This window comes from Streptomyces sp. NPDC028289 (assembly GCF_055565975.1).
Genome location: NZ_JBVHTI010000001.1, coordinates 945,481 through 969,209, shown reverse-complemented (window position 1 = coordinate 969,209; position 23,729 = coordinate 945,481). Strand labels below are relative to the sequence as shown.

The 23,729-nt window shown below is 70.3% G+C and carries 24 protein-coding genes; 12 read left to right on the top strand and 12 right to left on the bottom strand.

Features of this window, described 5'->3' with window-relative positions; translation table 11 throughout:
* Window positions 1-114: 114 nt before the first annotated feature.
* From ACZ4UV_RS04270 to ACZ4UV_RS04255, 4 genes are all read right to left on the bottom strand, one after another.
* Entirely contained in the window at window positions 115-1,029 is a 915-nt protein-coding gene (locus tag ACZ4UV_RS04270) for a TauD/TfdA dioxygenase family protein (RefSeq protein ID WP_451016880.1), read from the bottom strand.
* A 100-nt stretch (window positions 1,030-1,129) separates the two neighbouring features.
* On the bottom strand, window positions 1,130-2,227 hold the full coding sequence (locus ACZ4UV_RS04265) for an N-acetyltransferase DgcN family protein (protein ID WP_451016879.1): 1,098 nt from the start codon (window positions 2,225-2,227) through the stop codon (window positions 1,130-1,132).
* A gap of 1 nt (window position 2,228) precedes the next feature.
* Window positions 2,229-3,479 (bottom strand): MFS transporter, encoded by a 1,251-nt coding sequence (locus ACZ4UV_RS04260; RefSeq protein WP_451016878.1) that lies wholly within the window; start codon window positions 3,477-3,479, stop codon window positions 2,229-2,231.
* The gene (locus ACZ4UV_RS04255) at window positions 3,472-4,764 is read right to left on the bottom strand and encodes an ATP-grasp domain-containing protein (RefSeq protein WP_451016877.1); all 1,293 of its coding nucleotides are present in this window, start codon (window positions 4,762-4,764) and stop codon (window positions 3,472-3,474) included. Before ACZ4UV_RS04255 ends, ACZ4UV_RS04260 begins: the two co-directional genes overlap by 8 nt.
* 246 nt (window positions 4,765-5,010) lie before the next feature.
* Here ACZ4UV_RS04255 and ACZ4UV_RS04250 point away from each other — a divergent pair, with 246 nt between their 5' ends.
* Genes ACZ4UV_RS04250 through ACZ4UV_RS04240 form a run of 3 tightly spaced genes read left to right on the top strand, consistent with a single transcriptional unit; the run spans window position 5,011 to window position 8,617 of the window.
* Complete coding sequence (locus tag ACZ4UV_RS04250) at window positions 5,011-6,108, top strand: fatty acid desaturase (protein ID WP_451016876.1); 1,098 nt, start codon at window positions 5,011-5,013, stop codon at window positions 6,106-6,108.
* Window positions 6,109-6,152: 44 nt separating this feature from the next.
* Window positions 6,153-7,283: an aminotransferase class V-fold PLP-dependent enzyme gene (locus ACZ4UV_RS04245; protein ID WP_451016875.1), complete on the top strand. Its 1,131-nt coding sequence runs from the start codon at window positions 6,153-6,155 to the stop codon at window positions 7,281-7,283.
* A gap of 20 nt (window positions 7,284-7,303) precedes the next feature.
* Window positions 7,304-8,617, top strand: coding sequence for an amino acid deaminase (locus ACZ4UV_RS04240; protein ID WP_451016874.1), 1,314 nt, complete (start codon window positions 7,304-7,306; stop codon window positions 8,615-8,617).
* 697 nt (window positions 8,618-9,314) lie between these two features.
* On the opposite strand, the gene ACZ4UV_RS04235 is transcribed toward ACZ4UV_RS04240, so the two are convergent.
* The 4 genes from ACZ4UV_RS04235 to ACZ4UV_RS04220 form a co-directional block, all read right to left on the bottom strand.
* On the bottom strand, window positions 9,315-9,917 hold the full coding sequence (locus ACZ4UV_RS04235) for an alpha/beta hydrolase family protein (RefSeq protein ID WP_467835748.1): 603 nt from the start codon (window positions 9,915-9,917) through the stop codon (window positions 9,315-9,317).
* A gap of 39 nt (window positions 9,918-9,956) precedes the next feature.
* The gene (locus tag ACZ4UV_RS04230; protein WP_467835746.1) at window positions 9,957-10,490 is read right to left on the bottom strand and encodes a hypothetical protein; all 534 of its coding nucleotides are present in this window, start codon (window positions 10,488-10,490) and stop codon (window positions 9,957-9,959) included.
* Between the two features lie 474 nt (window positions 10,491-10,964).
* The gene (locus ACZ4UV_RS04225) at window positions 10,965-11,651 is read right to left on the bottom strand and encodes a response regulator (RefSeq protein WP_467835745.1); all 687 of its coding nucleotides are present in this window, start codon (window positions 11,649-11,651) and stop codon (window positions 10,965-10,967) included.
* Window positions 11,648-12,916, bottom strand: coding sequence for a sensor histidine kinase (locus ACZ4UV_RS04220; RefSeq protein ID WP_467835743.1), 1,269 nt, complete (start codon window positions 12,914-12,916; stop codon window positions 11,648-11,650). The genes ACZ4UV_RS04225 and ACZ4UV_RS04220 overlap by 4 nt, the downstream gene beginning before the upstream one ends.
* A 132-nt stretch (window positions 12,917-13,048) precedes the next feature.
* Here ACZ4UV_RS04220 and ACZ4UV_RS04215 point away from each other — a divergent pair, with 132 nt between their 5' ends.
* A complete protein-coding gene (locus ACZ4UV_RS04215; RefSeq protein WP_451016870.1) occupies window positions 13,049-13,615 on the top strand; it encodes a class I SAM-dependent methyltransferase in 567 nt (188 codons plus the stop codon).
* Window positions 13,616-13,851: 236 nt separating this feature from the next.
* On the opposite strand, the gene ACZ4UV_RS04210 is transcribed toward ACZ4UV_RS04215, so the two are convergent.
* Window positions 13,852-14,451, bottom strand: coding sequence for a cation diffusion facilitator family transporter (locus tag ACZ4UV_RS04210; protein WP_451016869.1), 600 nt, complete (start codon window positions 14,449-14,451; stop codon window positions 13,852-13,854).
* Window positions 14,452-14,809: 358 nt separating this feature from the next.
* Here ACZ4UV_RS04210 and ACZ4UV_RS04205 point away from each other — a divergent pair, with 358 nt between their 5' ends.
* The 5 genes from ACZ4UV_RS04205 to ACZ4UV_RS04185 all read left to right on the top strand — a co-directional run bounded on the left by ACZ4UV_RS04205 (window position 14,810) and on the right by ACZ4UV_RS04185 (window position 19,200).
* Window positions 14,810-15,721, top strand: coding sequence for a M56 family metallopeptidase (locus ACZ4UV_RS04205; protein WP_451016868.1), 912 nt, complete (start codon window positions 14,810-14,812; stop codon window positions 15,719-15,721).
* 118 nt (window positions 15,722-15,839) lie between these two features.
* Window positions 15,840-15,998 (top strand): hypothetical protein, encoded by a 159-nt coding sequence (locus ACZ4UV_RS04200; RefSeq protein ID WP_451016867.1) that lies wholly within the window; start codon window positions 15,840-15,842, stop codon window positions 15,996-15,998.
* A gap of 329 nt (window positions 15,999-16,327) precedes the next feature.
* Window positions 16,328-16,879: a hypothetical protein gene (locus ACZ4UV_RS04195; protein WP_451016866.1), complete on the top strand. Its 552-nt coding sequence runs from the start codon at window positions 16,328-16,330 to the stop codon at window positions 16,877-16,879.
* 129 nt (window positions 16,880-17,008) lie between these two features.
* Window positions 17,009-17,458: a hypothetical protein gene (locus ACZ4UV_RS04190; RefSeq protein ID WP_451016865.1), complete on the top strand. Its 450-nt coding sequence runs from the start codon at window positions 17,009-17,011 to the stop codon at window positions 17,456-17,458.
* A gap of 107 nt (window positions 17,459-17,565) precedes the next feature.
* Window positions 17,566-19,200: a multicopper oxidase family protein gene (locus ACZ4UV_RS04185; protein ID WP_467836543.1), complete on the top strand. Its 1,635-nt coding sequence runs from the start codon at window positions 17,566-17,568 to the stop codon at window positions 19,198-19,200.
* Window positions 19,201-19,408: 208 nt separating this feature from the next.
* Here the strand turns inward: ACZ4UV_RS04185 and ACZ4UV_RS04180 are convergent, their stop codons facing one another.
* Entirely contained in the window at window positions 19,409-19,780 is a 372-nt protein-coding gene (locus tag ACZ4UV_RS04180; RefSeq protein WP_390045067.1) for a BlaI/MecI/CopY family transcriptional regulator, read from the bottom strand.
* Between the two features lie 245 nt (window positions 19,781-20,025).
* Window positions 20,026-20,568 carry an NUDIX domain-containing protein gene (locus ACZ4UV_RS04175; protein WP_467835740.1) on the bottom strand — a complete coding sequence of 181 codons (543 nt, stop codon included), beginning with the start codon at window positions 20,566-20,568 and terminating at the stop codon, window positions 20,026-20,028.
* A gap of 144 nt (window positions 20,569-20,712) precedes the next feature.
* Here ACZ4UV_RS04175 and ACZ4UV_RS04170 point away from each other — a divergent pair, with 144 nt between their 5' ends.
* From ACZ4UV_RS04170 to ACZ4UV_RS04160, 3 genes are all read left to right on the top strand, one after another.
* Window positions 20,713-21,897, top strand: a complete 1,185-nt coding sequence (locus ACZ4UV_RS04170) for an AfsR/SARP family transcriptional regulator (RefSeq protein WP_467835739.1) — start codon at window positions 20,713-20,715, stop codon at window positions 21,895-21,897.
* 148 nt (window positions 21,898-22,045) lie between these two features.
* Entirely contained in the window at window positions 22,046-22,480 is a 435-nt protein-coding gene (locus ACZ4UV_RS04165; protein WP_451016862.1) for a hypothetical protein, read from the top strand.
* Entirely contained in the window at window positions 22,477-23,292 is an 816-nt protein-coding gene (locus ACZ4UV_RS04160; RefSeq protein WP_467835738.1) for a helix-hairpin-helix domain-containing protein, read from the top strand. Before ACZ4UV_RS04165 ends, ACZ4UV_RS04160 begins: the two co-directional genes overlap by 4 nt.
* Window positions 23,293-23,316: 24 nt before the next feature.
* Here ACZ4UV_RS04160 and ACZ4UV_RS04155 read toward each other — a convergent pair whose 3' ends face one another.
* Window positions 23,317-23,643: a hypothetical protein gene (locus ACZ4UV_RS04155; RefSeq protein WP_451016860.1), complete on the bottom strand. Its 327-nt coding sequence runs from the start codon at window positions 23,641-23,643 to the stop codon at window positions 23,317-23,319.
* Window positions 23,644-23,729 lie beyond the last annotated feature (86 nt).

Sequence of the window (23,729 nt, the reverse complement as noted above, 5' to 3'; positions counted from 1 at the left end):
TAGAGGTGGACAACTGTGAGGGCCCCCGCCGGGCGAGGGCGCGGACGCGCGGAGTGCGCCCGGCCTGGTGACGTCGCGTCGCCAGGCCGGAGTGCTTGCAGGACAGGGCCGGAATCACATGGTCTGCGCCCCGCCGGCGCCGAACTCCACGGTGTTGCCGCGGATCGCGTAGCCCGGCAGGCCGTCCACGCCGACGGTCGTCGGACCCGCGACGGTGACACGCTCGCCGCGCCGGTGCTCGGTGTAGTCCCGGATGGCGTAGTGCAGGGTCGCCTGGTTGTCCCAGATGACCAGGTCGCCCTTGCGCCAACGCCAGCGCACCGTGTGCTCGGGGAGGGTGGCGTACTCGGTGAGGGCACGCAGGATGTCCCGGCCGCCCTGCGGGCTGTAGCCGACGACGCGACGGGCGAACCCACCGAGCATCAGCGCCTTCTCACCGGTCTCCGGGTGCACGCGCACCGCGGGGTGCTCGGCGCTGAACACGTTCTTCAGGTAGCTGTCCTTCACGTCACCGTCGTAGGTGGCGTCGGTGAAGTCGGAGTCGTTGCTGTGGATCACGCGCAGGCCGTCGGCGAGCTTGCGCAGCCCCGCCGGCAGGTTGCGGTACGCCAGGGCGGTGTCGGCCCACATGGTGTCGCCGCCCACCGGCGGGCAGACGACGTTGTGCAGGATCGCGAACGCCGGCGGGTTCTCCATGTACGTGAAGTCCGCGTGCCAGTAGTTGGCACGGGTCCCCTCGCCCATGGAGTCCATCTCCCGCAGGTGCGGGAAGCCCTCGGGGCCGCCGTAGATCGGGTGGCCCAGGGTCAGGGTGCCCAGGCGACGGCCGAAGGCGACGAGCTGGTCGTAGGCGAGGTCCTGGTCGCGCAAGAAGATGACCTTGTGGGTCAGCAGGGCCTGACGCAGCTCGGCGACAACCGGCTCCGGCAGCTCCTCCGCGGCGTTCACGCCGCTGATCTCGGCACCGATGTTGCCCGCCACGCGGGCGATCTCGACACCGGTGTGCTCTCGTGTCAGGGTCTCGGACACTTCATCGTCTCCTTCTCGTCGACTTCGTCGTATTTCGGTCAAGAGTTCTGGGGAGTGGGGTGGGCCAAGGGGTGGCAGAAGGCCGGAGAGAGGGGTGCGCTCAGGCGGTCGGGCCGGCGAGGATCGCGTCCAGGAGCTTTGCGGCACCATCCGGGTAACGGACCACGTCGGTGGTGGGCAGGCCGGTGGCCACCTCGATCTTGGCGATCTCCTCGCGGGCCTGTTCGTCGGAGAGACCTCGGGTGATCAGCGAGATGCCGACGACCGGGCAGCGGCCCTCCGGCCACACCCAGCTCGCGCCCTCCGCGTGCATCTCGATTGAGCGTTCCAGCGACGGGAGCGGGAAGTCCGGCAGCAGCTTGATGGTCGGACGGCTCAGGTCATGGCACAGGATCAGTGAGTCGGCGCGGCTGCCGTGCATCAAGAACAGCGGACCACCGGAGCCACGCGGGTGGTTCAGCGCGCCCTGGCCCTCGACCAGGACGAGTTCGCTCTCCTCCAGCGCGGAGAGGGTCTCCTCCTCGATGATCTTGGCGACGTAGTCGACCATGATCGCGTCGATCGAGACACCACGGCCGGTGATCATGGTCCCGATCTGCCCGGTCGCGACGAATTTCGCCGCGAGCTCGCGGCGCAGCGCCTCCTTCTCGATCTCGAGCATCGTGGTCATCTTGCCGATGCCGCAGTCGGTGCCGACCGTGAGCACGGTCCGCGTGCCCGGACGGTGCGTCGCGATCTCGAAGACCGGCTTGCCGTCCGGCATGAACTCGACGGTGTAGCGCTCCGTGGGCTCACGGCGGACGTCCCAGAGCGTGGCGCCGGTGCGCTCGGCCACGGCGACGATCTCGGCGTCCTCCCCGAGCATGGTGTGCAGGCCGTTGATCACGTCGAGGCCCCGGCCGACCGCGTCGAGGACCATGGCCCGCCAACTCGGCGGCAGAATGCCGCCGGTGGGCTCGGCACCCAGCAGGACCGCGTCCGGCTTGAAGGCCATCGCAGCGTCGACATCCGCAACGATCGGGATCCCGGTGCCGAGGCCCTGACCGACCGCGTCGCCGGTGTCCCGGCCGTCGTTGTGGCGGTCGACCACGGCGACCACCCGGTCGGACCGGTACCGCAGGATGCCCATCAAGGTCTTGGCCGGGCTCGGGGTGATCTCGTCCTCGGCGAGAATCGCGATGCGCTTCAGGTGTTCCATGTCAATGCCCTTCCTCGGGTCGTTCGGGGGTGATTCGGGCTCGTGCGAAGTGGAGACCGGCGCCGGCAAGCGTGGCCGCGCCGAGCGCGAGCCAGTACCAGTCACCCGCGCCGTGGTGGTAGCAGGCCAGGAAGACAGCTCCGCCGGACAGCGATCCGAGGGCCTCGCCGGTGGTCAGCGAGATGCCTTGGAAGTTGGAGGAGGTGATGGGGGAAACGTTGGTGAGGCGGTTGAAAGCGATACTGACCATCGGACCGAACAGCATTTCGGCGAACGCGAACACCGCCACTGCCAGAGCCGCCCCGGCGACGACGGGCAGGCCGACGCCGAGCAGCACGATTCCGGAGCCGAAGGCGGCCACCGCGATGGCCAGGAGCTCCTGCGGAGCCATACCGGCCCGGAGTCTCCGGTTCGTCAGGGCGGTCACCCCGGACTGGAACAGCACGATGAGGATCGGGGGCCCGCCGAGCAGCACCGCGCGGAGCATCGCGGGCTCGACCGCCAAGGCGACGAAGAGCGCGAACGCGGAGTAGAACTGCCCGTAGGCGAAGGCCCCGACCGCCGTGAGCGCGAGGGCGCGCAGACACTGCGGATCCCGCAGCGTACGCATCCGGGCGCGGACCCCGTCGATGCGCCGCAGCGTCCTCGGCGGTCGTAGCCCGAACGGCAGGCCGACGAGGAGCGACACGGCCGCGGCCAGGTAGGCGATACCGACGAAGGCGAGCAGCGACCGGTTGTCGCCCGCAACGTAGAGCACTCCGGCGATGAACGGGCCCAGCGCGGCGGCGGCGTTGGTAGCGATCTGGAGGATGCCGTAGACGGTGTTGCGGGCCGACTCGGCGGTGAGGCTTTCCGCCACCAGCACGCGGACCAACACTCCGTGGACGCTGTTGCCAAACCCGGCCAGGCACAGCGCGAGCAGCACAGACACCGGACGGTCGGTGAAAGCCAGGGTTCCGAATCCGGCGCCCGAGCAGACCATGCCCGCCGCCATGCTCACGGCGTACGGCAATCTCGGCAGCCAGCGGCTGATCAGCAGCGAGGACAAACCCACGCACATCAGGAACGCGAACATGTCGAACCCGGCAGCCGACGCGCTACCTCCGCTGCCACGGGCCAGCATCACGGCCAGCACCGGCATCAGGGAGAACTTGCCGAACTGGCAGCACAGGTAGTTGACGCCGAGGGTGCGCCGCAGCGCCCTCTCGCTCAACCTGGATGCGACACCCGTCCGTGCGACCGTCTCAGTCATCGTCGGCGCTGTCTGTCCGCTGGTAGCCAACGAGCCGGGAGAGGTCGTTCTCGCGGCTGATCTCCCGCTCGTCGGACATCCGGTGCCAGGGCTCCACTGCCGACTGCGGGGTCACGGTGAAGACCAACCGCGCCACGCCCGCCGCGGCGTTGTCCGCCGCCTCGGCCGAGGTGTCCCCGGTGGCGATGACGTACGCGGCCCGGTCGCCCGACCAGCGCACCGGCCCGATGCGCTGTCCGACCTCGTGGAGTACGCGCAGCTCGGTCACCGCTGGATCGGCGACGACCTTCTCCTGGCCGGTCACCGCTTCGAGTTCGCCACAGGGGGCCTCAGCAAACCTGATCGCCGAGCCGCGCAGCAACGGCGGCGGACCGGCCAGGGGTTCGGCCAGGCCCAGCGCCCATGACACGCTCAGGGCTTCCATGTCCACCCCGTGGGCGAGGCGGACCAGTTCGTTGATCCGGTCGCCACCGCGCCGGCAGTGCCCTTCGACGATCCGTGGACCGGCGGCAGTCAGCTTCACCTCGACGTGCGACGGCCCGTCGGTGAGACCGATCACGTCCAGGAACGTCCCGACCAGCTCAACCACGTCAGTGACGACGGCCTCGTCCAACTCGGCGGGAACGGTGTGCCCGGCCTCCACGAAACCGTCGCCGGTCGACTTGTCGGTGAGGGCGAGCACGACGTGCCGGCCAGCGAAGGTGAATGACTCAGCGCTGATCTCGGGTCCTTCGAGGTACTCCTCGAGGAGGAAGGCGCCCGCCCCGCTGTCGGCGAACCGCTCGGCGATCTCGTCCACCCGGTCCGGCTGGACCAGGACGACTCCGAAGCTGCCAGTTGCCGAGACCGGCTTGGCGATGAAGGGGAAGCCGTGCTCGGCACCAAACGCGCGCAGGTCGTCGACCGTCCGCCCCAGAGCGGCCGCCACCGGACTCACTCCGCACTCGGCGAGTGCCGTGCGCATGGCCCATTTGTCGGTGACGAGGCGGACCGTGTCATGGCGCGGCCCGCGCAGCCCCAACCGATCGTTGAGGGCGGCGAGCGACAACAGGGCGTGCTCTTGAATGCTCACGACCGCGTCGAACGGCCGGTACGCGTGCAGATGCGCGACGAGGTCGACAAACGCCGGCTCGGTGTAGTCGGTCAGCAGGGTCACGACCGGAGCGGCGGCCTCGGCGGGCCGCACACGGTCGGGGCGCTGTGCCCACCACACCTCGGCTCCCAGCGCGACGGCCGCGTCGACCAGGGTTTGCTGATCGCCCAGGACCAGTACACGTGGCTTCATGGCAAGAACACTGCCAGATGTGTGCCGCATGAGGCAATCCCTTGGGGGAAAATTGCCAACCATCTCGCAACGGGGGCCCTTCATGCCCTCCGGATCTCTCCATCGCTGCAGGTGGGCTTGGCATAATGCCCGATGGGAGCCGAACCGAGATTGACAATCTCTTGCCAAGAATGTGCCTGACTCGTACGCTCAAGCCTCGCTTCGCCTCGTACTCGCCCTGCGTCCACTGGTCCTGGAGGAGAAGAAATGACGACGTCCATACAGAACGAGGATCTGAGTCTTGACTTCAACAGACTCGACCCTGGAGTGCGAAAACAGCTGAGAGCGCTGTGCACCATCGACAACCACCACGCCCCGCTCGCCCTGATCGGCGACTACCTGCTGCTGGCAGCGTCGATCTACGCGTGTGTCGGCGTCTCCTACTGGTTCTATCCGCTCGCCGTCGTGCTCATCGGCTCCACCCAGCGGGCCTTCGTGAACCTGCTGCACGAGTCCTCGCACAAGGTGCTCGCCCACAGTGGGCGACTCAATCTCGTACTCGGCACCGTGTTCTCGGGCTACCTGGTGCTGCACATGTACAACCCGTACCGCAACTCCCACATCGGCTTCCACCACCGGTTCCTCGGCGACCCGGAGAAGGATCCCGACTACCAGTTCCATCGGGACATCGGCATCTACGACCACCGGGTCTCCGACGCCCGCTTCTTCGCCCGCAACATCGCCTCGGCCCTGCTGGGCCTGCGCGCCCCCCAGTACGTCACCTACGTCGTGCGCGACCGCATCCTCTTCAACGAGAACGTCTCGGTGTCCATGCCGATCCGGCAGAGCACCGAGCGCGCACTGCTGCTCCTGCAGTGGGGTGCGATCGTCGGTGTGTGCGCTTGGCAGGGCTGGCTGCTTCAGCTGGTGCTGTTCTGGTTCGTGCCCCTGTTCACCACGGCCGTGGCCATTGGCTGGCTGTCGGAGCTGGCCGAGCACTATCCCCTGCCGGAGAGCGAGTCTCGGCAGAAGTTGATGACCCGCAACCGGCACGGCTGGGCCATCGAGCGCTTCCTGCTCGGCCGGCACCACGACAACTATCACCTGGTGCACCACCTCAACACCGGTGTGCCGTTCTGGAACATGAAGCGTGCCCACCAGGTGCTGCTCCAGGACCCCGGTTATGCCCGCTGGGACGGCCTCTGGGCCGGTGTCCTCACCCGCTCGCGCGGCCGTGAAAACCAGGAGACGCTGCTGAGCTACGCGTCGAAGTACCGCCGCTGGCGCCGCCTCGGGGGTGATCCCGCGCTGATCGACGACGGTGGCTCCTTCGCCGAGGCCGCCGCGCTCGCCCGCATCCTCTGACTCACCTCATGCCCCACCCCCTCGTCCAACGAAGGAGTCAGCGGATGCCCGTGCACCTCAACACCGCCGGTGCCGGCCTGATGCCCGCAGAGGTCGTGGAGACCATGACCGCCCACCTGGCGGAGGAGGCCGCCGAGGGCGCTTACGAGACGGAACGTCGCCACGAGGCCACCCTGGAAAAGGGCGTCTACGAGGCGCTGGCCCAAGTACTCGACGCACCCGTCGACGACCTGGCGCTCTTCGACAGCGCCACCCGCGCTTGGAGCTCTGCCGTGGACGCACTGCGCTTCACCGGCGCCGACCGCGTCTGGATCACCCCCTACGAGTACGCCGGCAGTCTCATCCTTTGGACCGAGCTGCGCAGGCGAACCGGCCTGCGCATCGAGGTCGTCCCCCTGAACCCGTCCGGGGACCTCGACCTCGAGTGGATGCGCCGCAACATCCGCGAGGACGTGGTGGCCGTCTCCGTTCCGCACGTCCCGTCCGGCTGCGGAATCGTGAACCCGGTGGAGGAGATCGGCCGCATCCTCGCCCCGTGGCCATGCCTCTACCTCGTGGACGCCTGCCAGTCGGTCGGCCAACTCGGCGTCTCTGTGCGCGAGATCGGCTGCGACCTGCTCACCGGCGCAGGACGCAAGTTCCTGTGCGGGCCGCGGGGCACCGGATTCGCCGCCATCGGCCCCCGCCTGCGGGCCGTCGCCGCTCCCGTCTTCCACGACCTCCACGTCGCCGACATGACATCGGCCGACAACTACGAGGTACACACCGAGAGCGCCCGGCGCTTCGAATACGCGGAACGCTCGGCGGCCGCCGTCCGGGGCCTCGAAGCGGCGCTCCAGCACCACCTGGCCGGCTCCGACGGGCCCGGCACCGGACCGAGTCCGCGCGACGCGGTCCGGTGCATCGTCGACGAACTGCCCAGCACCCGACTGATCGACCCCGGGACACGGCACGCCTCCATCGTCACCTTCGTCTGTGAACTGATGCCCGCGTCACGGATCCGTGACGAGCTCGCCGCCCGCGGCGTCAGCGTGTGGGTGGCACAGGGCAACCACACCCCGCTCTACCTACCCGGGCAGGGCGTCGCCCACGGTGTGCGCGTCTCACCGCACCACTACACCTCGCCCCAAGACATCGAGGTGTTCGCCCGAGCACTACGAGAAGTGATCCGTTGACGGTCACCGAGGGAGAACCCGTGCCTCACCCCGCCCCCATCGAACAAATCGACAAGGACGCCGTCAGAGCGCTCGCAGAGGAGCGGATCGACTGGCGCTTCAAAGGACTCCCTGTGTCAGCCGAGGGCAGCACTGTCGCCGAGGTTGCGGCCCGCCACCTCAACGTCTTCGACGACGGCTTCGTCGGCCCACTCATGACCATCGACGCCGACGCCCTTGAGCACAACGTGCAAGTTCTGGCCAAGTGGTGCGCCGAACGCGGCGTCGAACTCGCCCCCCACGCCAAGACGACCATGGCCCCCCAGCTCTGGGAACGCCAACTCGACGCGGGTTCCTGGGGACTGACCGCCGCCAACACCGCCCAACTACGGGTGTACCGCCACTTCGGCGTCTCCACCGTCCTCTTCGCCAACGAACTGGTAGACGCACCGTCGCTGCGCTGGGTCACCGAGGAACTGGACGGCGACCCGTCCTACCGGTTCATCTGCTTCGCCGACTCACCCGAGGTCGCCGAAAGGATGCACAAGATCCTCGCGACACTGGAGCCCGCGCCGTCCCGGCCCCTCGAGGTCATCGTCGAGCTCGGCAGGACGGGCGGCCGCGCCGGCGCCCGCACCGTCGAGGACGCCCTGGCCACCGCACGTGCCGTCAACGCGAGCCCCGCACTGCGTCTCGTCGGCGTCGGCGGCTACGAGGGCGTGCTGGTCAATGACCCGTCGCCGTACAGCCTCTGTGTGATCAACGACTTCCTGAACCGGCTGCGCGAGGTCACCACTCGGCTCCACGACGAGGGCCTGTTCGAGACCGACACCATCATGGTGACGGCAGGCGGCAGCTGCTTCTTCGACCAGGTGACCGACGCCCTCACGCGGCCCTGGAAGCCGGGAATGAACGTCCTGCCGGTGCTGCGCAGCGGCTGCTACATCGCCCACGACGACGGCTTCTACCGCTGGATGTCGCCCTTCTCCCGGGCGGATGACACCGAGCGGGAGCTGCGCCCCGCGCTGCACGCCTGGGGCCGGGTGACCTCGATGCCCGAGGCGGGCCTCGCGCTCATCACGGCCGGCAAACGGGACTTGTCCTTCGACGCCTGGCTGCCCGAGCCGCAGGCCGTCCGCCGCGACGACGGTACGACCCACGAGCTGCGTGACTGTGTCGTCACCGCAGTCAACGACCAGCACGCCTTCATCCGCCTCGCGCCCGACAACGACGTCAAGATCGGGGACTGGATCCGCCTGGGCCTCGCCTTCCCCTGCACGGCCTTCGACAAGTGGCAGCTGATCCCGGTGACACGGGACGAGACGGTCGTCGACTTCGTCCGGACGTTCTTCTGATGCGCCGCCCCGCGGCCTTTTGGAAGGGCCGTCGACTGCTCGCGGCCCTGCACACCTCCATGTCCGGCCCCGCCAGGGCCGCACCCGCTGACCGCACTACGCGTCCTGTGACCTGGCCTGATGGGCTTCGGCGCTGGGTGAACCAACGGACCCCCTGACCGCACCTCAGGTTCGATCACGAAATCCCCCGTGAACCGGTTCCGCCCTTCCGCCGTGACCCCCGCGCGGTGGTTGGGCGGGACCACCCGTCCTCCGGCTCCTGCCCTCCCTCATGGATGAGGGCCTGGAACCGATCGCACTACGGGCCGATGCGAACCATCTCAAAAGCAACCGGAGGAGAGGCACTGTGAAGGCACTCGGCGGTATACAAAGGGAATGGGGTGGCGCGCGCGCAACGCCACCACCTACAACCCCACCCGATCACTCCGGCCGCCGAAACCGAGCCGCCGGCGGCCGGATCGGCATGGTCACTCCTCCCGTCGACATAACCGGAATCCTGCTGGACGGCGAAGACGAAGACCCCGATCCCCCGTTGGAAGAGGACTACCGGCGAAATGTGGTTCGCGGGGCGACGGAATGACGCGGGCGTCATCTGACGGGGCGCCCTCCCCGGGCTCGGCGGCATGAGCTTCGTGCGTCGACCGCCTGCCTCGCCGCCGCGGCCTACCGATCGTCCGCCGGCCAACCCCCACACCGGTCACAGCAGGTCGGGCTGCCATTCGGCGCCGAGGACGTGGTGGTCGAGGAAGTTGAGGAACGTCTCGTACCACAGGCGCGTGTGGTTCGGCCTCAGGATCCAGTGGTTCTCGTCCGGGAAGTAGAGGTACGTGCCGGGGACTTCGTGCCGCTGAAGCTCCTGGAAGAGCGCGGCGCCCTGCCCGATGGGCACGCGGTGGTCCTTCGCGCCATGGATGACCAGCATCGGGGTACGGATCTTCGCGACCTCCAGGTGCGGCGAGTCGGCCTCGTACCGCTCGGGGCGGGTCAGCGGGTCGCCGAAGATCCGCTGGAAGTACCAGGGCGCATCGGTGTCGCCCTGAAACATCCGCAGGTCCCACAGACCCGCATGGCTGACGATCGCCTTGAACCGGTCCGTGCTGGTGGCGACCCGGTCCGCCATGTACCCGCCGTACGAGCCGCCGGCGAGCGCGGTACGTGAGGCATCGATGTCGTCCCGGGCCTCGGTCGCGTCGGTCAGCGCGATCACATCGGTGTAGGGACGCCCGCCCCACTGCCCCCACCCGCGCCGGTGGTTGATCTGCCTGTAGCCGGTCGACAGGGCCGGATCCGGCAGCAGCACCGCATAGCCGCGCGCGGCGAACGGCCACGGATTCCACCGTCAGGTCCAGCCGTTCCAGCTGAACTGCGGTCCGCCGTGGACGGCGACGAGCAGCGGAGCGGGCCGCTCGGCGGACGCGCCCTCCGGCAGCACGAGCCAGGCGCGCAGCACGAACCCGTCGTCCGCCGCCGCGTGCACCTCGGTGAGTGTGCCGGGCAGCCGGCCGACGCCGCCCGGGGCGGGCAGCCCCGCCGGAGTCTGGTCGACGACGTCGGCGTCGATCCGGACGGGTGTCGGCGGCGCGTCGACCGCGTGGCGCAGGGCGTAGAGCGTCCGCCCGTCGGGGGCCACGGTCAGCGAGTCGTACGCGCCCGAAGCGGTGAGGCGTGTGACGCCACCGTCCGGGTCGCGCCGGAAGACGGGGGCGTGTCCCTGCTCGTCGGCCGTGAAGAAGAGCGTGTCGTCCACCGGTGAACAGGCCACGCCACCGGGCCAGTTGTCGAACTCGGGCAGCAGGTCCTGCACCGTGCCGTCGGTCAGGTCGATCCTGACGAGAGTCGCTTCCCAGGGGTCGTCGTACGTCGGGTAGCGCATCCGGCAGCACACGACGGCCGCGCCGTCATAGGTGAACCGTGGAACCTCGTAGAGGTGTTCCAGATCACCGACGACGTGGATCTCCTCACCGCTGACCGCGTTGGCACCACCACGGCGGTGCGATGCTCGTCCGGGACCCGCCCGGGCACGAACCTGCGGTACGCCACCCGTGTGCCGTCCGGCGACGGTCGTCGCCCTCAGCTCGGACGGCCGGCAGATCGAAGCCGTGACCTTCGCGACGCAGACGGCGCGCTACATCAAGGGTGGTCAACACCGGTAGCGCTGACAACTGGTGGTCGATCGCAGAGTTCAACGCATACGACTGAGCACCTGAATCGCGCTCCCGAGCCCGGGTCGGCTTGCTGACCCGGGCTCGGGGTTGCGTCAAGCCTTTCGGCCCCGGGCAAAGCCCGAGACAGAGCATCTGCGCGTTGGTAGGTGAATCCGCTGGGCGTGGGTCGGAGAGACGGCCGTTCAGTCCCCGGCCCGTACCAGCCCGCTCTCGTAGGCGAAGATCACTGCGTGGACACGGTCGCGGAGGCCGAGTTTGGTCAGGATGCGGCCGAGGTGGGTCTTGACGGTCGTCTCCCCGACGAAGAGGCGGTCGGCGATCTCGCCGTTGGCCAGTCCCCGGGCGACCAGGGCGAGGACCTCCCGTTCCCGCTCGGTGAGCGCGGCCAGGCGGCTGCGCTGGGCGGGCACGGACGTGGGGGATTGCAGGACGAAGCGTTCGACCAGGCGCCGGGTGAGTGAGGGCGCCACCATGACCTCGCCCCGCAGCACTGCCCGGACGGTCACCAGGATCTCCTCGGCGGGCGCGTCCTTGACGAGGAAGCCGTTCGCGCCGGCACGCAGGGCCGCGTAGGCGTACTCGTCGAGGTCGAAGGTGGTGACGACGAGGATCCGGGGCGCATAGGGCTGCGCGCAGAGGTGTTCGGTCGCGGCGAGCCCGTCCAGGCCGGGCATGCGTACGTCCATCAGGACGAGGTCCGGCTCCAGGGCGGCCACACCCGCGATCGCCGCGTCGCCGTCGGCGGCCTCGCCCACCACGGTGAGATCGGGCTGGCTGTCGACGACCATGCGCAGTCCCATCCGGATCAGTTCCTGGTCGTCGCAGATCAGCACCCGCGACGGTGGCGGGGTGGGGGCCGGGCCGGTCATGGGGTCGCCGGGGTGGGCTCGGGCTCGGTGGGGCGCAGGGAGGCGGTGACCCGGTAGCCCCCGTCGGGTGTGGGTCCGGCGTCGACGCTCCCGCCGTACAGGGCGGTGCGTTCGCGCATGCCGGTGAGTCCGTGACCGCGGGCGTGCAGTCGGGCGGGGCGCTCCGGGACGGCTCCCGCTCCGGCCGAGTTCTCCACCCGGACGCGGACCAGCCGTCGGGGCCCCTCGGTACCGGTGTCGACCCGTACGTGGATCGTGGCGTTCGGCGGCGCGTGCTTGACGACGTTGGTGAGCGCCTCCTGCACGATGCGGTACGTCTGCACGGTGAGATCCGACGGAAGGCCGCCCGGCTCTCCGCGAAGGTCCAGCCGGGCGCGCGTGCCGTTCGTGTTGAGGCGTCCGACCAGCCGCCGCAGATCGGCAAAGAGGGAATCACCGGCTCTGGCCCCACCGTTGCCGGGTCCGGGGTCGCCGGACGAGGCGTCCGCGTCGGGGGTGCGCAGCACCTCGAGCAGCCGGCGCAGTTCGTCCAGGGCGTCCCGGCCGGTCGCGCTGATGACGCCGAGGGTGCGGTCGACGACCGCGGGGTCGGTGTGCCGCATCAGCCTGCCGCCCTCGGCGTTCAGCACCATCACGCTCACACTGTGTGCGAGGACGTCGTGGATCTCGCGGGCGATGCGGGCCCGCTCCTCGGCGACGGCGAACCGGGCCAGGGCGAGACGTTCCGACTCGGCGAGCACGGCCCGCCGCTCGAACTCGGCGACATAGGCGCGCCGGGCACGGACGTACTCGCCGAACACCCAGGCCCCGGCCAGCAGGAGGCCCACGGCGAGCGGGGTGAGCCAGGCACCGCGGGCACCCGGGCCCCCGTAGTCCCGCTGCCAGGCGGGAATCCACAGCAGTACACAGCCGGCGGCACAGATCACCGTGGCCGCGGCGGCCCGGCGCAGGCCGCGGACCGTGAGGGTGGCCAGGACCGCGGCCAGGGCGACGGCGCCGCGTCCCGGTTCCTGTCCCCACACCTGTCCGAGGTACTGCGCCCAGAACGCGGCCGTCACCAGGGCCGCGACGAGCACCGGCCGGCGGCGGCGCCACAGCAGGGGCAGCACCAGGGCGGCGTACACGACCGCCTGTACCCAGACCGGTCGCCAGCCCGGCTGCGGGCGGATCACCGGGGGCACGGCAACCAGCACGACCAGCAGGACGTCCGTCAGCCACGGATGTCCGCGCCGCAGGCGGGGCAGGGTCTCGATCAGCCGGTGCACCGCCTCACGCTACGGCCGGGGACCGCTCCGGGGCATCGTCCTGGCGGGCGTCACCGGGTCCTCCCGCAGTCGTACGGACACCGGCCGGGGACACGACGTGCGGCCACCCCGGGCGCTTCCAGCATGGCCGCCATGTCGATCACCACCGAGTTCCTCAGACGGCCCCTCATGACCGGTGCCGTGGCGGCCAGTTCACGACGGCTGGCGTGCGCGATGACCGAGGGCATCGGCCTGGAGCAGGCCCGGACCGTTGCCGAACTCGGCCCGGGGACCGGGGTGTTCACCGACGCGATCCTCGCCCGGCTCGCCCCCGGGGCACGGCTGGTCGCCGTCGAGCTCAACCCGGTGCTCGCCGCCCGGCTGCCGGTCACCCGGCGCGACAGCCGGCTGACCGTGGTCCATGGCTCGGCCGCCGACCTGGCCGCCGCGGTGGGCGAACCGGTCGACGCGGTGGTCTCCGGGCTGCCCTGGACGGTCATGCCGCAGAACCGGCGCGGGTACATCCTGGATGCCGTGACCGAAGTCCTCGCGCCCGGTGCCTGGTTCACCAGCTTCGCCTACCTGCACGCGGCCTGGACCCCGCCCGCCCGTCACTTCACCGCCGAACTGGCCAACCGTTTCGACCGGTTGGAACGCTCGAAGACGGTGTGGGCGAATCTGCCACCCGCCTTCGTGCACCGGGCCACCCAGCGGCCTTGACTGGGGGGTGCGGTGATCCGCGGTTGGGCGCCTCGCCGACCTGCGGTCATGCCTCGTGCGGTTGCTCTCGCGGGCTGGGGCGGACGGTCTGATCGGCGGGCGAGGACGGTAGTTGGGACCCTGATGGGACGCAGGGAATCGGAAGTGGCTGCGGCGGTGCGATGTGGACGGCCCGCACCGAAGCGGCCCACTGTGCCTGCGGTCCGGCTTGGCCGGCAGGCATCGCCCCCAGGTGCTCAGTGCTCGCCGAAGAAGATCTCCTTGACCTCGCGCAGCGCGTAGTGGACCAGCACGTATCCTGCGGCCGGGTCGGCCCACCACAGGCCGGCCACGGAGTTCAGCAAGAGGCCGATCAGCACGGAGGCGGCCAGTAGGCCGTCGATCAGGGTGACCCGGCCCTCGGTCTTGAGTACCGGGTTGTCCAGCGCGGTGCCGGTGCGTGCCTTGCCTGCAGCAAGCGTGAACATCACCAACGCCGTCACCGCAGTCCAGCCGATGCCCAGAGGTGAGTGACGGGGCCGGAAGCCGCTGGCCAGCACCCAAGTGGACTGCACCAGCAGGTACACCGCCAGCAACGCAAAACCGACACCGATCAGTTTCAGCGCGAAGCGCCGGCGGTGCTCGCCGGTACCGGACAGTTCCCAGATCACCACGGTGGAGGCGCCGATCTCGATCAGGGAGTCCAGCCCGAACCCGGCCAGCGCCACGGATCTCGCCGCGATCGCGGCGACGGCGAGCACCACGATGCCGATCACGTTCCAGCCGAGGGTGGTGTACTCCAGGGCACGGCCGCGGCGGACGAGCGTCCTGCGGGTGGCGTCGTCAGTGCTGGTCACCGCGGGATCCTCCCAGAACCTGGGCTGTCTCTCCACAGCGGGTTCCTGAGACGCCCTGATGCGCGCTCTGCCCCGGCGCGACGTGCTTGCCGCTCCCGCTGCTGTGTTGATGTTCGCCCTGGTCGGCTGCGGCGGCTCCGACCGGAGCCGCCGCTGACCGGGGACATCAAGCAGAAGCCCAGGGTGCGGCTGCCGTCAGTGCCCCGGCGACCCCGCCGATCATGATCTGGAGGAGGACGTCCTCGCGGACGACCCGGACCCGGCGGGCGCGTCGGCCGGTTTCGTGGAACAGATGAGTACGGAGGAAGGGGGACGCGCTACGCTCGGCGCTCCGAGCGGTGAAGAGGCGGAGCAGCGCATGATCACAGCCGCGGGGTTGGCCGGATACGCGGTCCTGGTGGGTGCCGTGGTGCCGCCCCTGCTGGCCAGGGCCCCGTGGGCGCACCGGGCCCCGGCCGTCGCTGTGCTGGCGTGGCAGGGCCTCATGGTCACGTTCGTCGTCGCCACCGCCCTCTCGGTGTACCACGCAGTGACGGCCGAACAGCATGTGCACGACGGAATGATCGGTCTGCTCACCGCATGCGGACTGCCCGCGGACGCCTCGTCGGCGGGCGGCGCGCCCCCCACCTTCGAGGACGCCCTGGCGATCGCGGCACCCGTCATGGTCGTCCTGCTGCCGGTCGGATGGCTGGTCCGGTGCGCCTGGCGGGCGCGACGTGCCGGCAACCGTCAGCTGGACATGCTCACTCTCGTCGGCGAACCCGCGCCCGAGTACGGCGCCACGATCGTCGACCACGGCATTCCCGCGGTGTACTGCCTGGCCGGACGCCGCGCCCGCGTGGTCGTCACCAGCGGCGCGCTGGACATCCTCACCGAGGAGCAGTTGCGCGCCGTACTGGACCACGAGCGCGCCCACATCGTGGGCAGGCATCACCTGTTGAAGATCCTGGTGGACGCGTTCTCGCGCGCGTTCCGCGGTCTGCCGCTCGCCCGGCACGCAAAAGAGCAGACGAACCTGCTGCTGGAGATGATCGCGGACGACCGTGCCCTGCGGCATCACTCCAGGGAGACGCTGGCGACGGCGATGTGCGAGGTCGCGGCGGGGCGAGCGCCGGCGGCGGCCCTGGGTGCGGGCGGCTCGGGAGTCCTCATCCGGCTGCGGCGCGTCCTTGCACCGCAGCCCCGGCCGCACCGCGTGGCATGGCTGGGCATCGTCGTGGCCACGGTCCTGGCTCCGCTGCTGCCCCTGACGGTGGCGTGCGTGCCCTGACTCCCAGCGGACCCGCACCATCCCCAACAGGTTGATCAAGGCGCCTTCCACAACCTGCGTTTCGCCAACCTGCGTTTCGCCGGGAGAGCGGCGCGACGCCGGCCCGCCGGAGAGCGCCGTGGCCGGGCCGCTGAAGACCACCGCACGGGCACGGGCGCGCTGCTCGTCCCAGCGCGCCATCGTCTCCGGCATCGCGCTCATGGGTACGGCCTGCCTCCCCCCGCTCATCGGCACCGGCACGGCGCCCGCGTCTCCGGCCCGGCGGCCCGGGCCGTGACACTGGCACTGGCACCGTTGTCCGCGGCAGTGGTCCTGCCGGGACGGGGCACGGCGGCGGTTCACCTGTTCGAGACGGACACCGTCGTGCGGTCGGCCGAGGCCGCCCGGGGCGGCCTGGTCCTGACGGACATCCGCAGGCCGGCCCTCGACCGCCTCGCCGCAAACCCGTCTGATCACCGTGGACGAGGACCTGTCCAACGACGAGATCGCCGCGCGGCTCCGAGTAAAGACCTCGTCATGCGCGTCGACTTCGTCTGAACGGTCAGCTGTCTGCGAACGTACTAAGGGCATCAGTAGATAACCCGTGTGACAACAAGGGAGAACTCCGTGTCCCGGCACCGCATTGCCCTCGTCATGGCCTCGGGCGTCGCCTCGGCGTTGCTGCTCACCGCGTGTGGATCGTCCAGCGACGGCTCCACGAATACCGGCGCGGCCGCACCGGCGGCCTCCGCTCCGGCCGGTACCACGGCACCCGCCGACGGCGGCACGTCCGCCCCGAGCAGTGGCACGGGCCATATGGTCAGCACGAACATGCTGATGTCCAAGACGATGTCCGGCATGGGTGCGGTGGTCACCGACGCCGAGGGCTTCACGCTCTACCGGTACGGAAAGGACCAGGTGAACATGTCGATGTGCACCGGCAGCTGTGCGCAGACCTGGATGCCGGTCATGGCCGACGGCACCCCTCAGGGGATGGGCGTGCAGGCCAAGGTCGGCGTCGTCACCCGCGACGACGGCATGAAGCAGATCACCCTCGCCGGCTGGCCGCTGTACCGCTACATGGGCGACACCAAGGCCGGAGAGATGAACGGCCAGGGCAAGAACGGCGCGTGGTTCGCCGTGACACCGGCGGGCAAGGAGATGACCGCCTCGGGGTGACGGGTGCTGCGTGCCCTGCGGAGGCCGGTCGTCGGCCGATGTCGTGTACGCAGCTCGCTTAGTAGAGTCATATACCCCTAGTGGGTATAGTGGGTGGGTCGTGTCAGACAGAACGGGGCGCGGAAAGCGATGACGACAGCCACAGAGCGGCAGGCCGGACCCCGAGGCAGCGCAGCGCGCTGCGCGCGGGCCGTGGTCGTCGCGCTGCTCGCCGCACTCGCTGTCCTCGTCCACCACGACACGACGTCGGCTGTCACGCCCGCCCACTCCATGAGCGCGATGGCCGGCATGGATCACACCTCCGCCGCCATGACCCCGATGCCCGCCCCGGTCGCGCACGGCGCGGTCCTGAAGACCGCGGACACGGCGACGGGCGATGACGGCGGCGCCTGCTCGGGTCCCGGCATGCAGCACTGCTCGGCTGGAAACGTAGGCACGGCGAAACTCCTGCCGCCGCCCGCCGCTGCCACCGTCGTCCGGTCGGATGCCTTCCGTTCCATGCCCGCCCAGCGTGATCCGACCGGGACGTCGTACCGAGCGCCCCCCGATCTCTTTGTCCTCTCCCGGCTGCTGATCTAGGCCGGATCCTGCGAGCCGCCGCCGCGTCCCCCTGGTACGCGAGCGGTGCTGCCCGCACGCGGTCCGGCCGACGGCACATCGAGTAGAGGACTCCCCACGTGAACGACATGAACAGCATCAACCGCCGCTCCGTCCTGCTGGCCGGGCTCGGCGTCGCGGGCGCGGGCGCGCTCGCCGCGTGCAGCAGCGGCTCCGGCAGCTCCGCCCCCTCCCTGGTCAGCCCCGATGACGCGGCGGTCGCCGCCGTCGAGAAGAAGCGCAGGACCACCGGCAGGACGCAGCAGGCGACCCTGACCGCCGCGCGCGCCATGCTCGATCTCGGCGGCGGGGTCACGGCGGCCAGCTGGGCCTTCGGCGGCCGGACACCCGGCAAGGAACTGCGGCTGTCCGTGGGTGACACGCTCGCCGCCGAACTCTCCAACCAGCTGCCGGACCAGACCACCACCTCCATCCACTGGCACGGGATAGCCCTGCGCGCCGACATGGACGGCGTACCCCCGGCCACCCAGGCCGCCGTACGCGCCGGCAGCAACTTCACCTACCGCTTCGTCGCCGACGCCCCCGGCACCTACTTCTTCCACCCGCACGTCGGCGTTCAGCTCGACCGGGGTCTCTACGCCCCGCTCATCGTGGAAGACCCCAGGGAACCGCTCCAGTACGACGACGAGTGGGTCGTCATCCTCGACGACTGGGTCGACGGTGTCACCGGCACCCCCGACGAGGTCTACGCCGAGGTCAAGCAGGGCATGGGAGGCATGGACATGGGCGGAGCCGGCGCCGGCCCCAGCGACTCCTCCAGCGACGACATGGGGGGCATGGGCGGGATGGACATGAGCAACATGGGCACGGACAGCGGGAGTCCGGACGCGAGCGCCTCGCCGTCCGGCTCCGGCGGCATGTCGATGAAGTTCATGCTCATGGGGGCTCGGAGCAAGCTGCTCGGTGGCGACGCGGGCGACGTGAAGTACCCGTACCACCTGGTCAACGGACGTGTCCCGGCCGACCCGGAGGTGTACACCGGCAAGCCGGGCAAGCGCGTGCGGCTGCGGATCATCAACGCGGGCGGCGACACGGCCTACCGGGTGGCGCTCGGCGGGCACAGGCTGACCATCACCCACACCGACGGATACCCCGTTCAGCACCAGCGGGTCGACGCCCTGCTCGTCGGCATGGGAGAGCGGTACGACGTCCTGGTCACCCTCGCGGACGGCGTCTTCCCGCTGGTCGCCCTCGCCGAGGGGAAGGATGCCAACGGTATGGCGCTGGTCCGAACCGGTTCCGGCAGCGCACCGATGCCGACCGTCCGCCCGAAGGAACTCGACGGCCTGATCATGACCGCCGCGCGGCTGAAGGCGGCGGACGACGTCCGGCCGGCGACGAAGAGGGCCGACCGGGTGCACCGTATCGAACTGACCGGCAGCATGGGCGAGTACAACTGGGGCATCAACGGCAAGCGGTTCGACATGAGCAACCCGACCGCGAACCCGATCCTGGTCGAGCAGGGCGAGCGGGTCCGCCTGGACTTCGTGAACAGGACGACGATGTGGCATCCGATGCACCTGCATGGTCACACCTACCAGCTCGGCAGCGACGGCCCGCGCAAGGACACCACCATCGTGCTGCCGAAGAAGACGGTGTCCGTCCACTTCGACGCCGACAACCCGGGCCAGTGGATGCTGCACTGCCACAACGCCTACCACGGTGAGGCCGGCATGATGGCGTTGGTGGCCTACCAGGCCTGACGAACCTTCATCGAGAACTTCGCGTCCGGATCGGGCGGAGTCTCGGAGAGGACGTCCGCCCTGCGCCCGCCGACGTCAGGAGCGAGCGGCGGGCCAGGGCGACGTACTTTCCCGTGAAGTCGTCGGTGATCTGCCCGAACTCGGCCTCGCTCAACGGCTGGAGCGGCGAACTTGGCAGAATGGCGACCCTGTCCTCCAGCAGCGCCAGTTACGTGTCGGCGCGTCTTCCCGCGTTGCGCAGGGCTTTGCGGAGCGCGCTGATCTCGGCGGAGGACATCTGGTCCACGAAGTGGGTCAGCGCCACAGGGCGGTCCTCGCTGGCGCTCAGGGCGTCCTCCATGAGGGCGGCCGCGTACTCCTCGCGAGTGCGCACCGGTTCGTACAGCCAGGCCCGGCCGTCCTTCTGCTCGCGTACCAGCCAGCCCTTGCTGTGGAGGATGTTGGCCACCGTCATCACGGTGGTGTAGGCGACGGGCCGGGTCCGGTTGATGTCGTCGACGATCTCGCGCACGGTCGCCGGGCGCCTCCACCTCCACAGACGGTCCATGATCTCCGCCTCCAGATCACCCAGCCGTCGCATGCCCAGCGTCCCCTCCTGCACCGCGGTAACAGGAGTCATCGTAAAGGGTGCGGTACGGCCGGTGGGGTGACCTGATCGCGGACGAGCCCGACGCGGCCGCCGCGAGCCTGGCCTGGGGACGGGATGACGTGCTGTCGCCGGCCGTCGCCCCGAGACGACGAGTCTCCCCCACCCCACCACTCGCTAGGCGAGGAGAAACCTTCTGAGCTGCGGCTCTGTCGTTCCCTCGCTCCGGGGGGCGAGGTCTACCCGGCGTCGCCGAAGCCGGCGATCGACAGTTGGGCGCCGCCGACCAGGTAGTGGCCGAGGGCAGTGCCTGTCGTCGGCACGATGGCCGCCGGGATGGCGCCGGTGCCGGTCCAGCGGACCTGTAGGTGCTTGGCCGGTTCGGCGTTGACCGGCTCGCCGGTCCACGCGTGGGTGGCGAAGACGACGGTGAGGAAGCCGCACGGCGCCTCGACGCCCCAGGCGCCGTGGATGAGGTGGGCGACGCGCAGTGACCTCGGATCGACGACCAGCCCGGTCTCCTCCCGTAGTTCACGCACGGCCGTTTCGGTGATGGGCTCGCCGGGGTCGCTCTTGCCGGCCGGAAGGTCCCACAGACCGTTCCCGTACTTGGCGCCCGGGCCGCGCTGCAGGAGGACGACCCGGTCGTTCTCCTTGTCGTGGACGATGACGGCGGCCGCCAGGAGGGTCATCGACTCCACCGCGGGCCGCAGGGCCGGTGGCCTGCCGCCGGTGCGCCGGTCCGCCACGGGTTTCCCTTCGTAGATGGGCTCGTTCGGCATGCTAGGGGAGGGTCGTCCGGCCGCGGTGCGGAATCGGTCCCGACGGCCTGCGGACGCCGTCGGTCGCTCCACCGAAATGCGGATTGACACGCACAAACCACCGTCCTTGAGTGGACGCCAGGCAGAACCGCAGGGGGAGACGTCATGCCTGGTCACAGCAACTCATCCGCGCCGCAACCGCCGCTGCAACCACCACTGCCCGGAGTTCCGAACGACCGGCTCTGCAATGAGTTACTGGGGGCGAGCGACGCCGCCGCCGACACCGGCGACCTGGCGACCGCCGCCGCCCATGCCCGTACCGCGGCGATGCTGGCCGCCTCCGCAGGGCTGGCGTCCCACCTGCGGGCCGCCCAACTGCGCCAGGGACGCCTGGCCCTGCTGGCCGGGGACCGTGAGGCCGCCGCCGACTGGTTCCGGCAGGCCGGGGCGCCGGACGCGGACCGGACCCCACCGGACGACGCGGCCCGAGCCGACCCCGGCGCCCGGCTGTGGGGGCGGCTGCGCCACACCTGGCGTGCCCCGGAACCGCAACGGTCTCCCGACCCGGCCCAGCCTGCCGCGCACCTTGCGCCGCAGCTGGCGATCGCCCTGCTCGGCTCGCTCAACGTCAGCGTCGACGGCGTCCCCGCCGAGGGCTGGAACGGCCACCGCACCCGCTCGCTGCTCGCCTTCCTGGCCACCCACCGCGACCCCTGGCCGCACCGGGAGGCCCTGATGGACACCTTCTGGCCGGACTCCGCACCCGAGGCCGCCCGCAACAGCCTCGGTGTCGCACTGCACCAACTGCGCCAGACCCTGCGCACCGCCACCGGCGACCCCGTGGTCGTCTTCAGCTGCGGCACGTACCGGCTCTGCCCGGGCCTCGGCCTGTGGCTGGACTGCGACGAGTTCGAGCTGCGGCTGCGCACCGCCCGGGACGCGGAGGACCGCGGCGACAAGACCGACGCGGTGACGGACTACGAGCAGGCGCTCGCCCTCTACCGGGGCGAGTTCCTCGCCGAATCCCCGTACGAGGAGTGGAGCGCCCTCTACCGGGAGCGGCTGCGCCTGGCCCACCTCGACGCCCTCGCCCGGCTCAGCGAACTGCACTTCATCACCGGACGTTACGTCCCCTGCGCCGAGCTCTGCCGCCGGCTGGTCGAGCTGGACCCGTGCCGGGAGAGCGCCCACCGCCGCCTGATGCGCTGCCTGAGCCGGATCGGCCAACCCCACCTGGCCATCCTCCAGTTCCGCTCCTGCGCCAAGGCCCTGCAGGCCGAACTCGGCATATCGCCACAGCGCGAGACGGCGGCACTCCACGACCGGCTGCGCGCCGACCTTCCGGTGTGAGCGTCGCTTAACGCGTGGCTCAACGCGCCGGTCCGCGCGATTAAGCGGTGCCCGGCGGGGCCGTTAAGCGGCGTCCGGCATAACCGGTGCCATGGCCGGCGGCACTCCGCCACCGAGCCGACCGCTCACGTCTCAGGGGGAGACCAGCATGACCGGACAGCCCGAACCCGGCAGCAACATCGCATTCGTGATCGACGCCACAGCCGTCCACGTGACGGACAACGACGGCATCCCGTCCAAGTACGTGCTCGACGCCGACAAGCAGATCAGGATGAACCTGGTCTTCGAGATCGACGGCCTCGTGATCCCGTCGATGGACGGCCAGAAGTACCGGGTGACCTACGCCTTGGCCCCGCTGACCGACACCCCGCCGTACAAGGCGGTGCACGAAGGCAACCTGAGGACAGCCCTGCCGTCGCCCACGAAGGTCTACAAGGAGGCCGACACCGAGGTGAAGATCCCGGCCGGCGCCGTCGAGCCAGGGCTCTACCAGCTGTCGGCGTTCGTCCAGTTCCCCAAGAACCCCGGCATCGCCGCGTTCACCACGCTCCCGGTGATCGAGGTCATCGAAGAGCAGCCGTGACCGAGGAGCTGACCCGCATCGACGGCGTCGGCGCGTCCACCGCGCGCAGACTGGCCGCCGCCGGAATACGTACCTGCGCCGAACTCTCCGCCGCATCCACGGACGAGGTGCTGGCCGCCGTGCACGGCCTGCACGGCATGTCCGTGAGCAGGGCCGAGCGGTGGCGCAAGGACGCGGCGGAACGCGCTGCGGCGGAACCCGGGCCGGAGCCGGAGCCGGCCGACGAGGAGGGGTACGAGAGCTTCGTCCTGCGGGTCCGGCTCGACCGGGGCCGGGTCCGCGCGACGGAGATCCGCAGAGTACGCACCGGGGAGAGCCGGCACTGGCCCGAGTGGGACGCCGAGGCGCTGCTGGCCTGCGTCCTGGGCCGGCCGGCCCCGTCGGAGGCCGACGCACAACCGGAGCCGGAGCCGGAGCCGCAGGCAGCGGCGGCCGACGAGCCCGAGGATCGTCCCGTACCGCCGACCGTCATCCTGGCCCAGCCCCGGCTGTCGGTCGGTGACGGCGGCACCGTGCGGGCGTGGGTGCCGTTCGTCATGGACGTCACGCTCGAACTGCCGCCGTCCGGTGACCCGGAGCAGCGTTTCGCGTACTACGCGGCCGCCACCGAGATCCTGACCGACGCCGGACGGCGGATGCTGGCCGACGGCGGGGGCGTGGTGGTCGCCGGACACCCCGTCATCCGGCTGCCGTTGCCCGGCCTGCCGCCCGGCACCCACAGCCTGGGCATCGCGGTCAGCCTGCGCGAACCCGGCGGGCTCCACCCGAGCGCGCTGGCGGCCACCGTGGACGGGCTCGTGCTCAGCCTGTGACGGTGACGGGCACCGGACCACGCCTCACGCGGCGGAGCCCGAGTCCGGGCCCGCCTCGTCGTCCCAGGCGATGCCGATCTCCCGCAGCCAGCGGCTGTCCTCCGGTCCCGGCCCGGAAGGCATGGCCAACGGCTGCGGGACGGTCGGCGTGGCGGGCATTTCGGTTCGTACGATCGACAGGCCGCCCTTCCCTCCCGCATGGGTGACGGTCTCGTCGCCGCGCTCCAGCACCACCAGCTCGTATTGGGGCGGCCACTGCATCAGTATCCGGCGCCGGCAACTCGGGCAGAACCATTCCTCGGCGCCCGATGCCAACGTGTTGACCAACTGCATTTCATGGGTCGCGCTCATGGCGTCCCTCCGTACCGGCGCGGAACAGGGGAGTCGGATCGGGAACCGGATCGGCCGCGGGGTGGAGCGGCCGTACGCCCGTATGT

Coding starts and splice junctions, on each gene's coding strand:
- ACZ4UV_RS04265 (WP_451016879.1), bottom strand. CDS start 2,227: ATGGAACACCTGAAGCGCATCGCGATTCTCGCCGAGGACGAGATCACC.
- ACZ4UV_RS04260 (WP_451016878.1), bottom strand. CDS start 3,479: ATGACTGAGACGGTCGCACGGACGGGTGTCGCATCCAGGTTGAGCGAG.
- ACZ4UV_RS04255 (WP_451016877.1), bottom strand. CDS start 4,764: ATGAAGCCACGTGTACTGGTCCTGGGCGATCAGCAAACCCTGGTCGAC.
- ACZ4UV_RS04250 (WP_451016876.1), top strand. CDS start 5,011: ATGACGACGTCCATACAGAACGAGGATCTGAGTCTTGACTTCAACAGA.
- ACZ4UV_RS04245 (WP_451016875.1), top strand. CDS start 6,153: ATGCCCGTGCACCTCAACACCGCCGGTGCCGGCCTGATGCCCGCAGAG.
- ACZ4UV_RS04230 (WP_467835746.1), bottom strand. CDS start 10,490: ATGCGCTACCCGACGTACGACGACCCCTGGGAAGCGACTCTCGTCAGG.
- ACZ4UV_RS04225 (WP_467835745.1), bottom strand. CDS start 11,651: ATGACCGGCCCGGCCCCCACCCCGCCACCGTCGCGGGTGCTGATCTGC.
- ACZ4UV_RS04215 (WP_451016870.1), top strand. CDS start 13,049: ATGTCGATCACCACCGAGTTCCTCAGACGGCCCCTCATGACCGGTGCC.
- ACZ4UV_RS04205 (WP_451016868.1), top strand. CDS start 14,810: ATGATCACAGCCGCGGGGTTGGCCGGATACGCGGTCCTGGTGGGTGCC.
- ACZ4UV_RS04190 (WP_451016865.1), top strand. CDS start 17,009: ATGACGACAGCCACAGAGCGGCAGGCCGGACCCCGAGGCAGCGCAGCG.
- ACZ4UV_RS04185 (WP_467836543.1), top strand. CDS start 17,566: ATGAACAGCATCAACCGCCGCTCCGTCCTGCTGGCCGGGCTCGGCGTC.
- ACZ4UV_RS04180 (WP_390045067.1), bottom strand. CDS start 19,780: ATGCGACGGCTGGGTGATCTGGAGGCGGAGATCATGGACCGTCTGTGG.
- ACZ4UV_RS04175 (WP_467835740.1), bottom strand. CDS start 20,568: ATGCCGAACGAGCCCATCTACGAAGGGAAACCCGTGGCGGACCGGCGC.
- ACZ4UV_RS04170 (WP_467835739.1), top strand. CDS start 20,713: ATGCCTGGTCACAGCAACTCATCCGCGCCGCAACCGCCGCTGCAACCA.
- ACZ4UV_RS04165 (WP_451016862.1), top strand. CDS start 22,046: ATGACCGGACAGCCCGAACCCGGCAGCAACATCGCATTCGTGATCGAC.
- ACZ4UV_RS04155 (WP_451016860.1), bottom strand. CDS start 23,643: ATGAGCGCGACCCATGAAATGCAGTTGGTCAACACGTTGGCATCGGGC.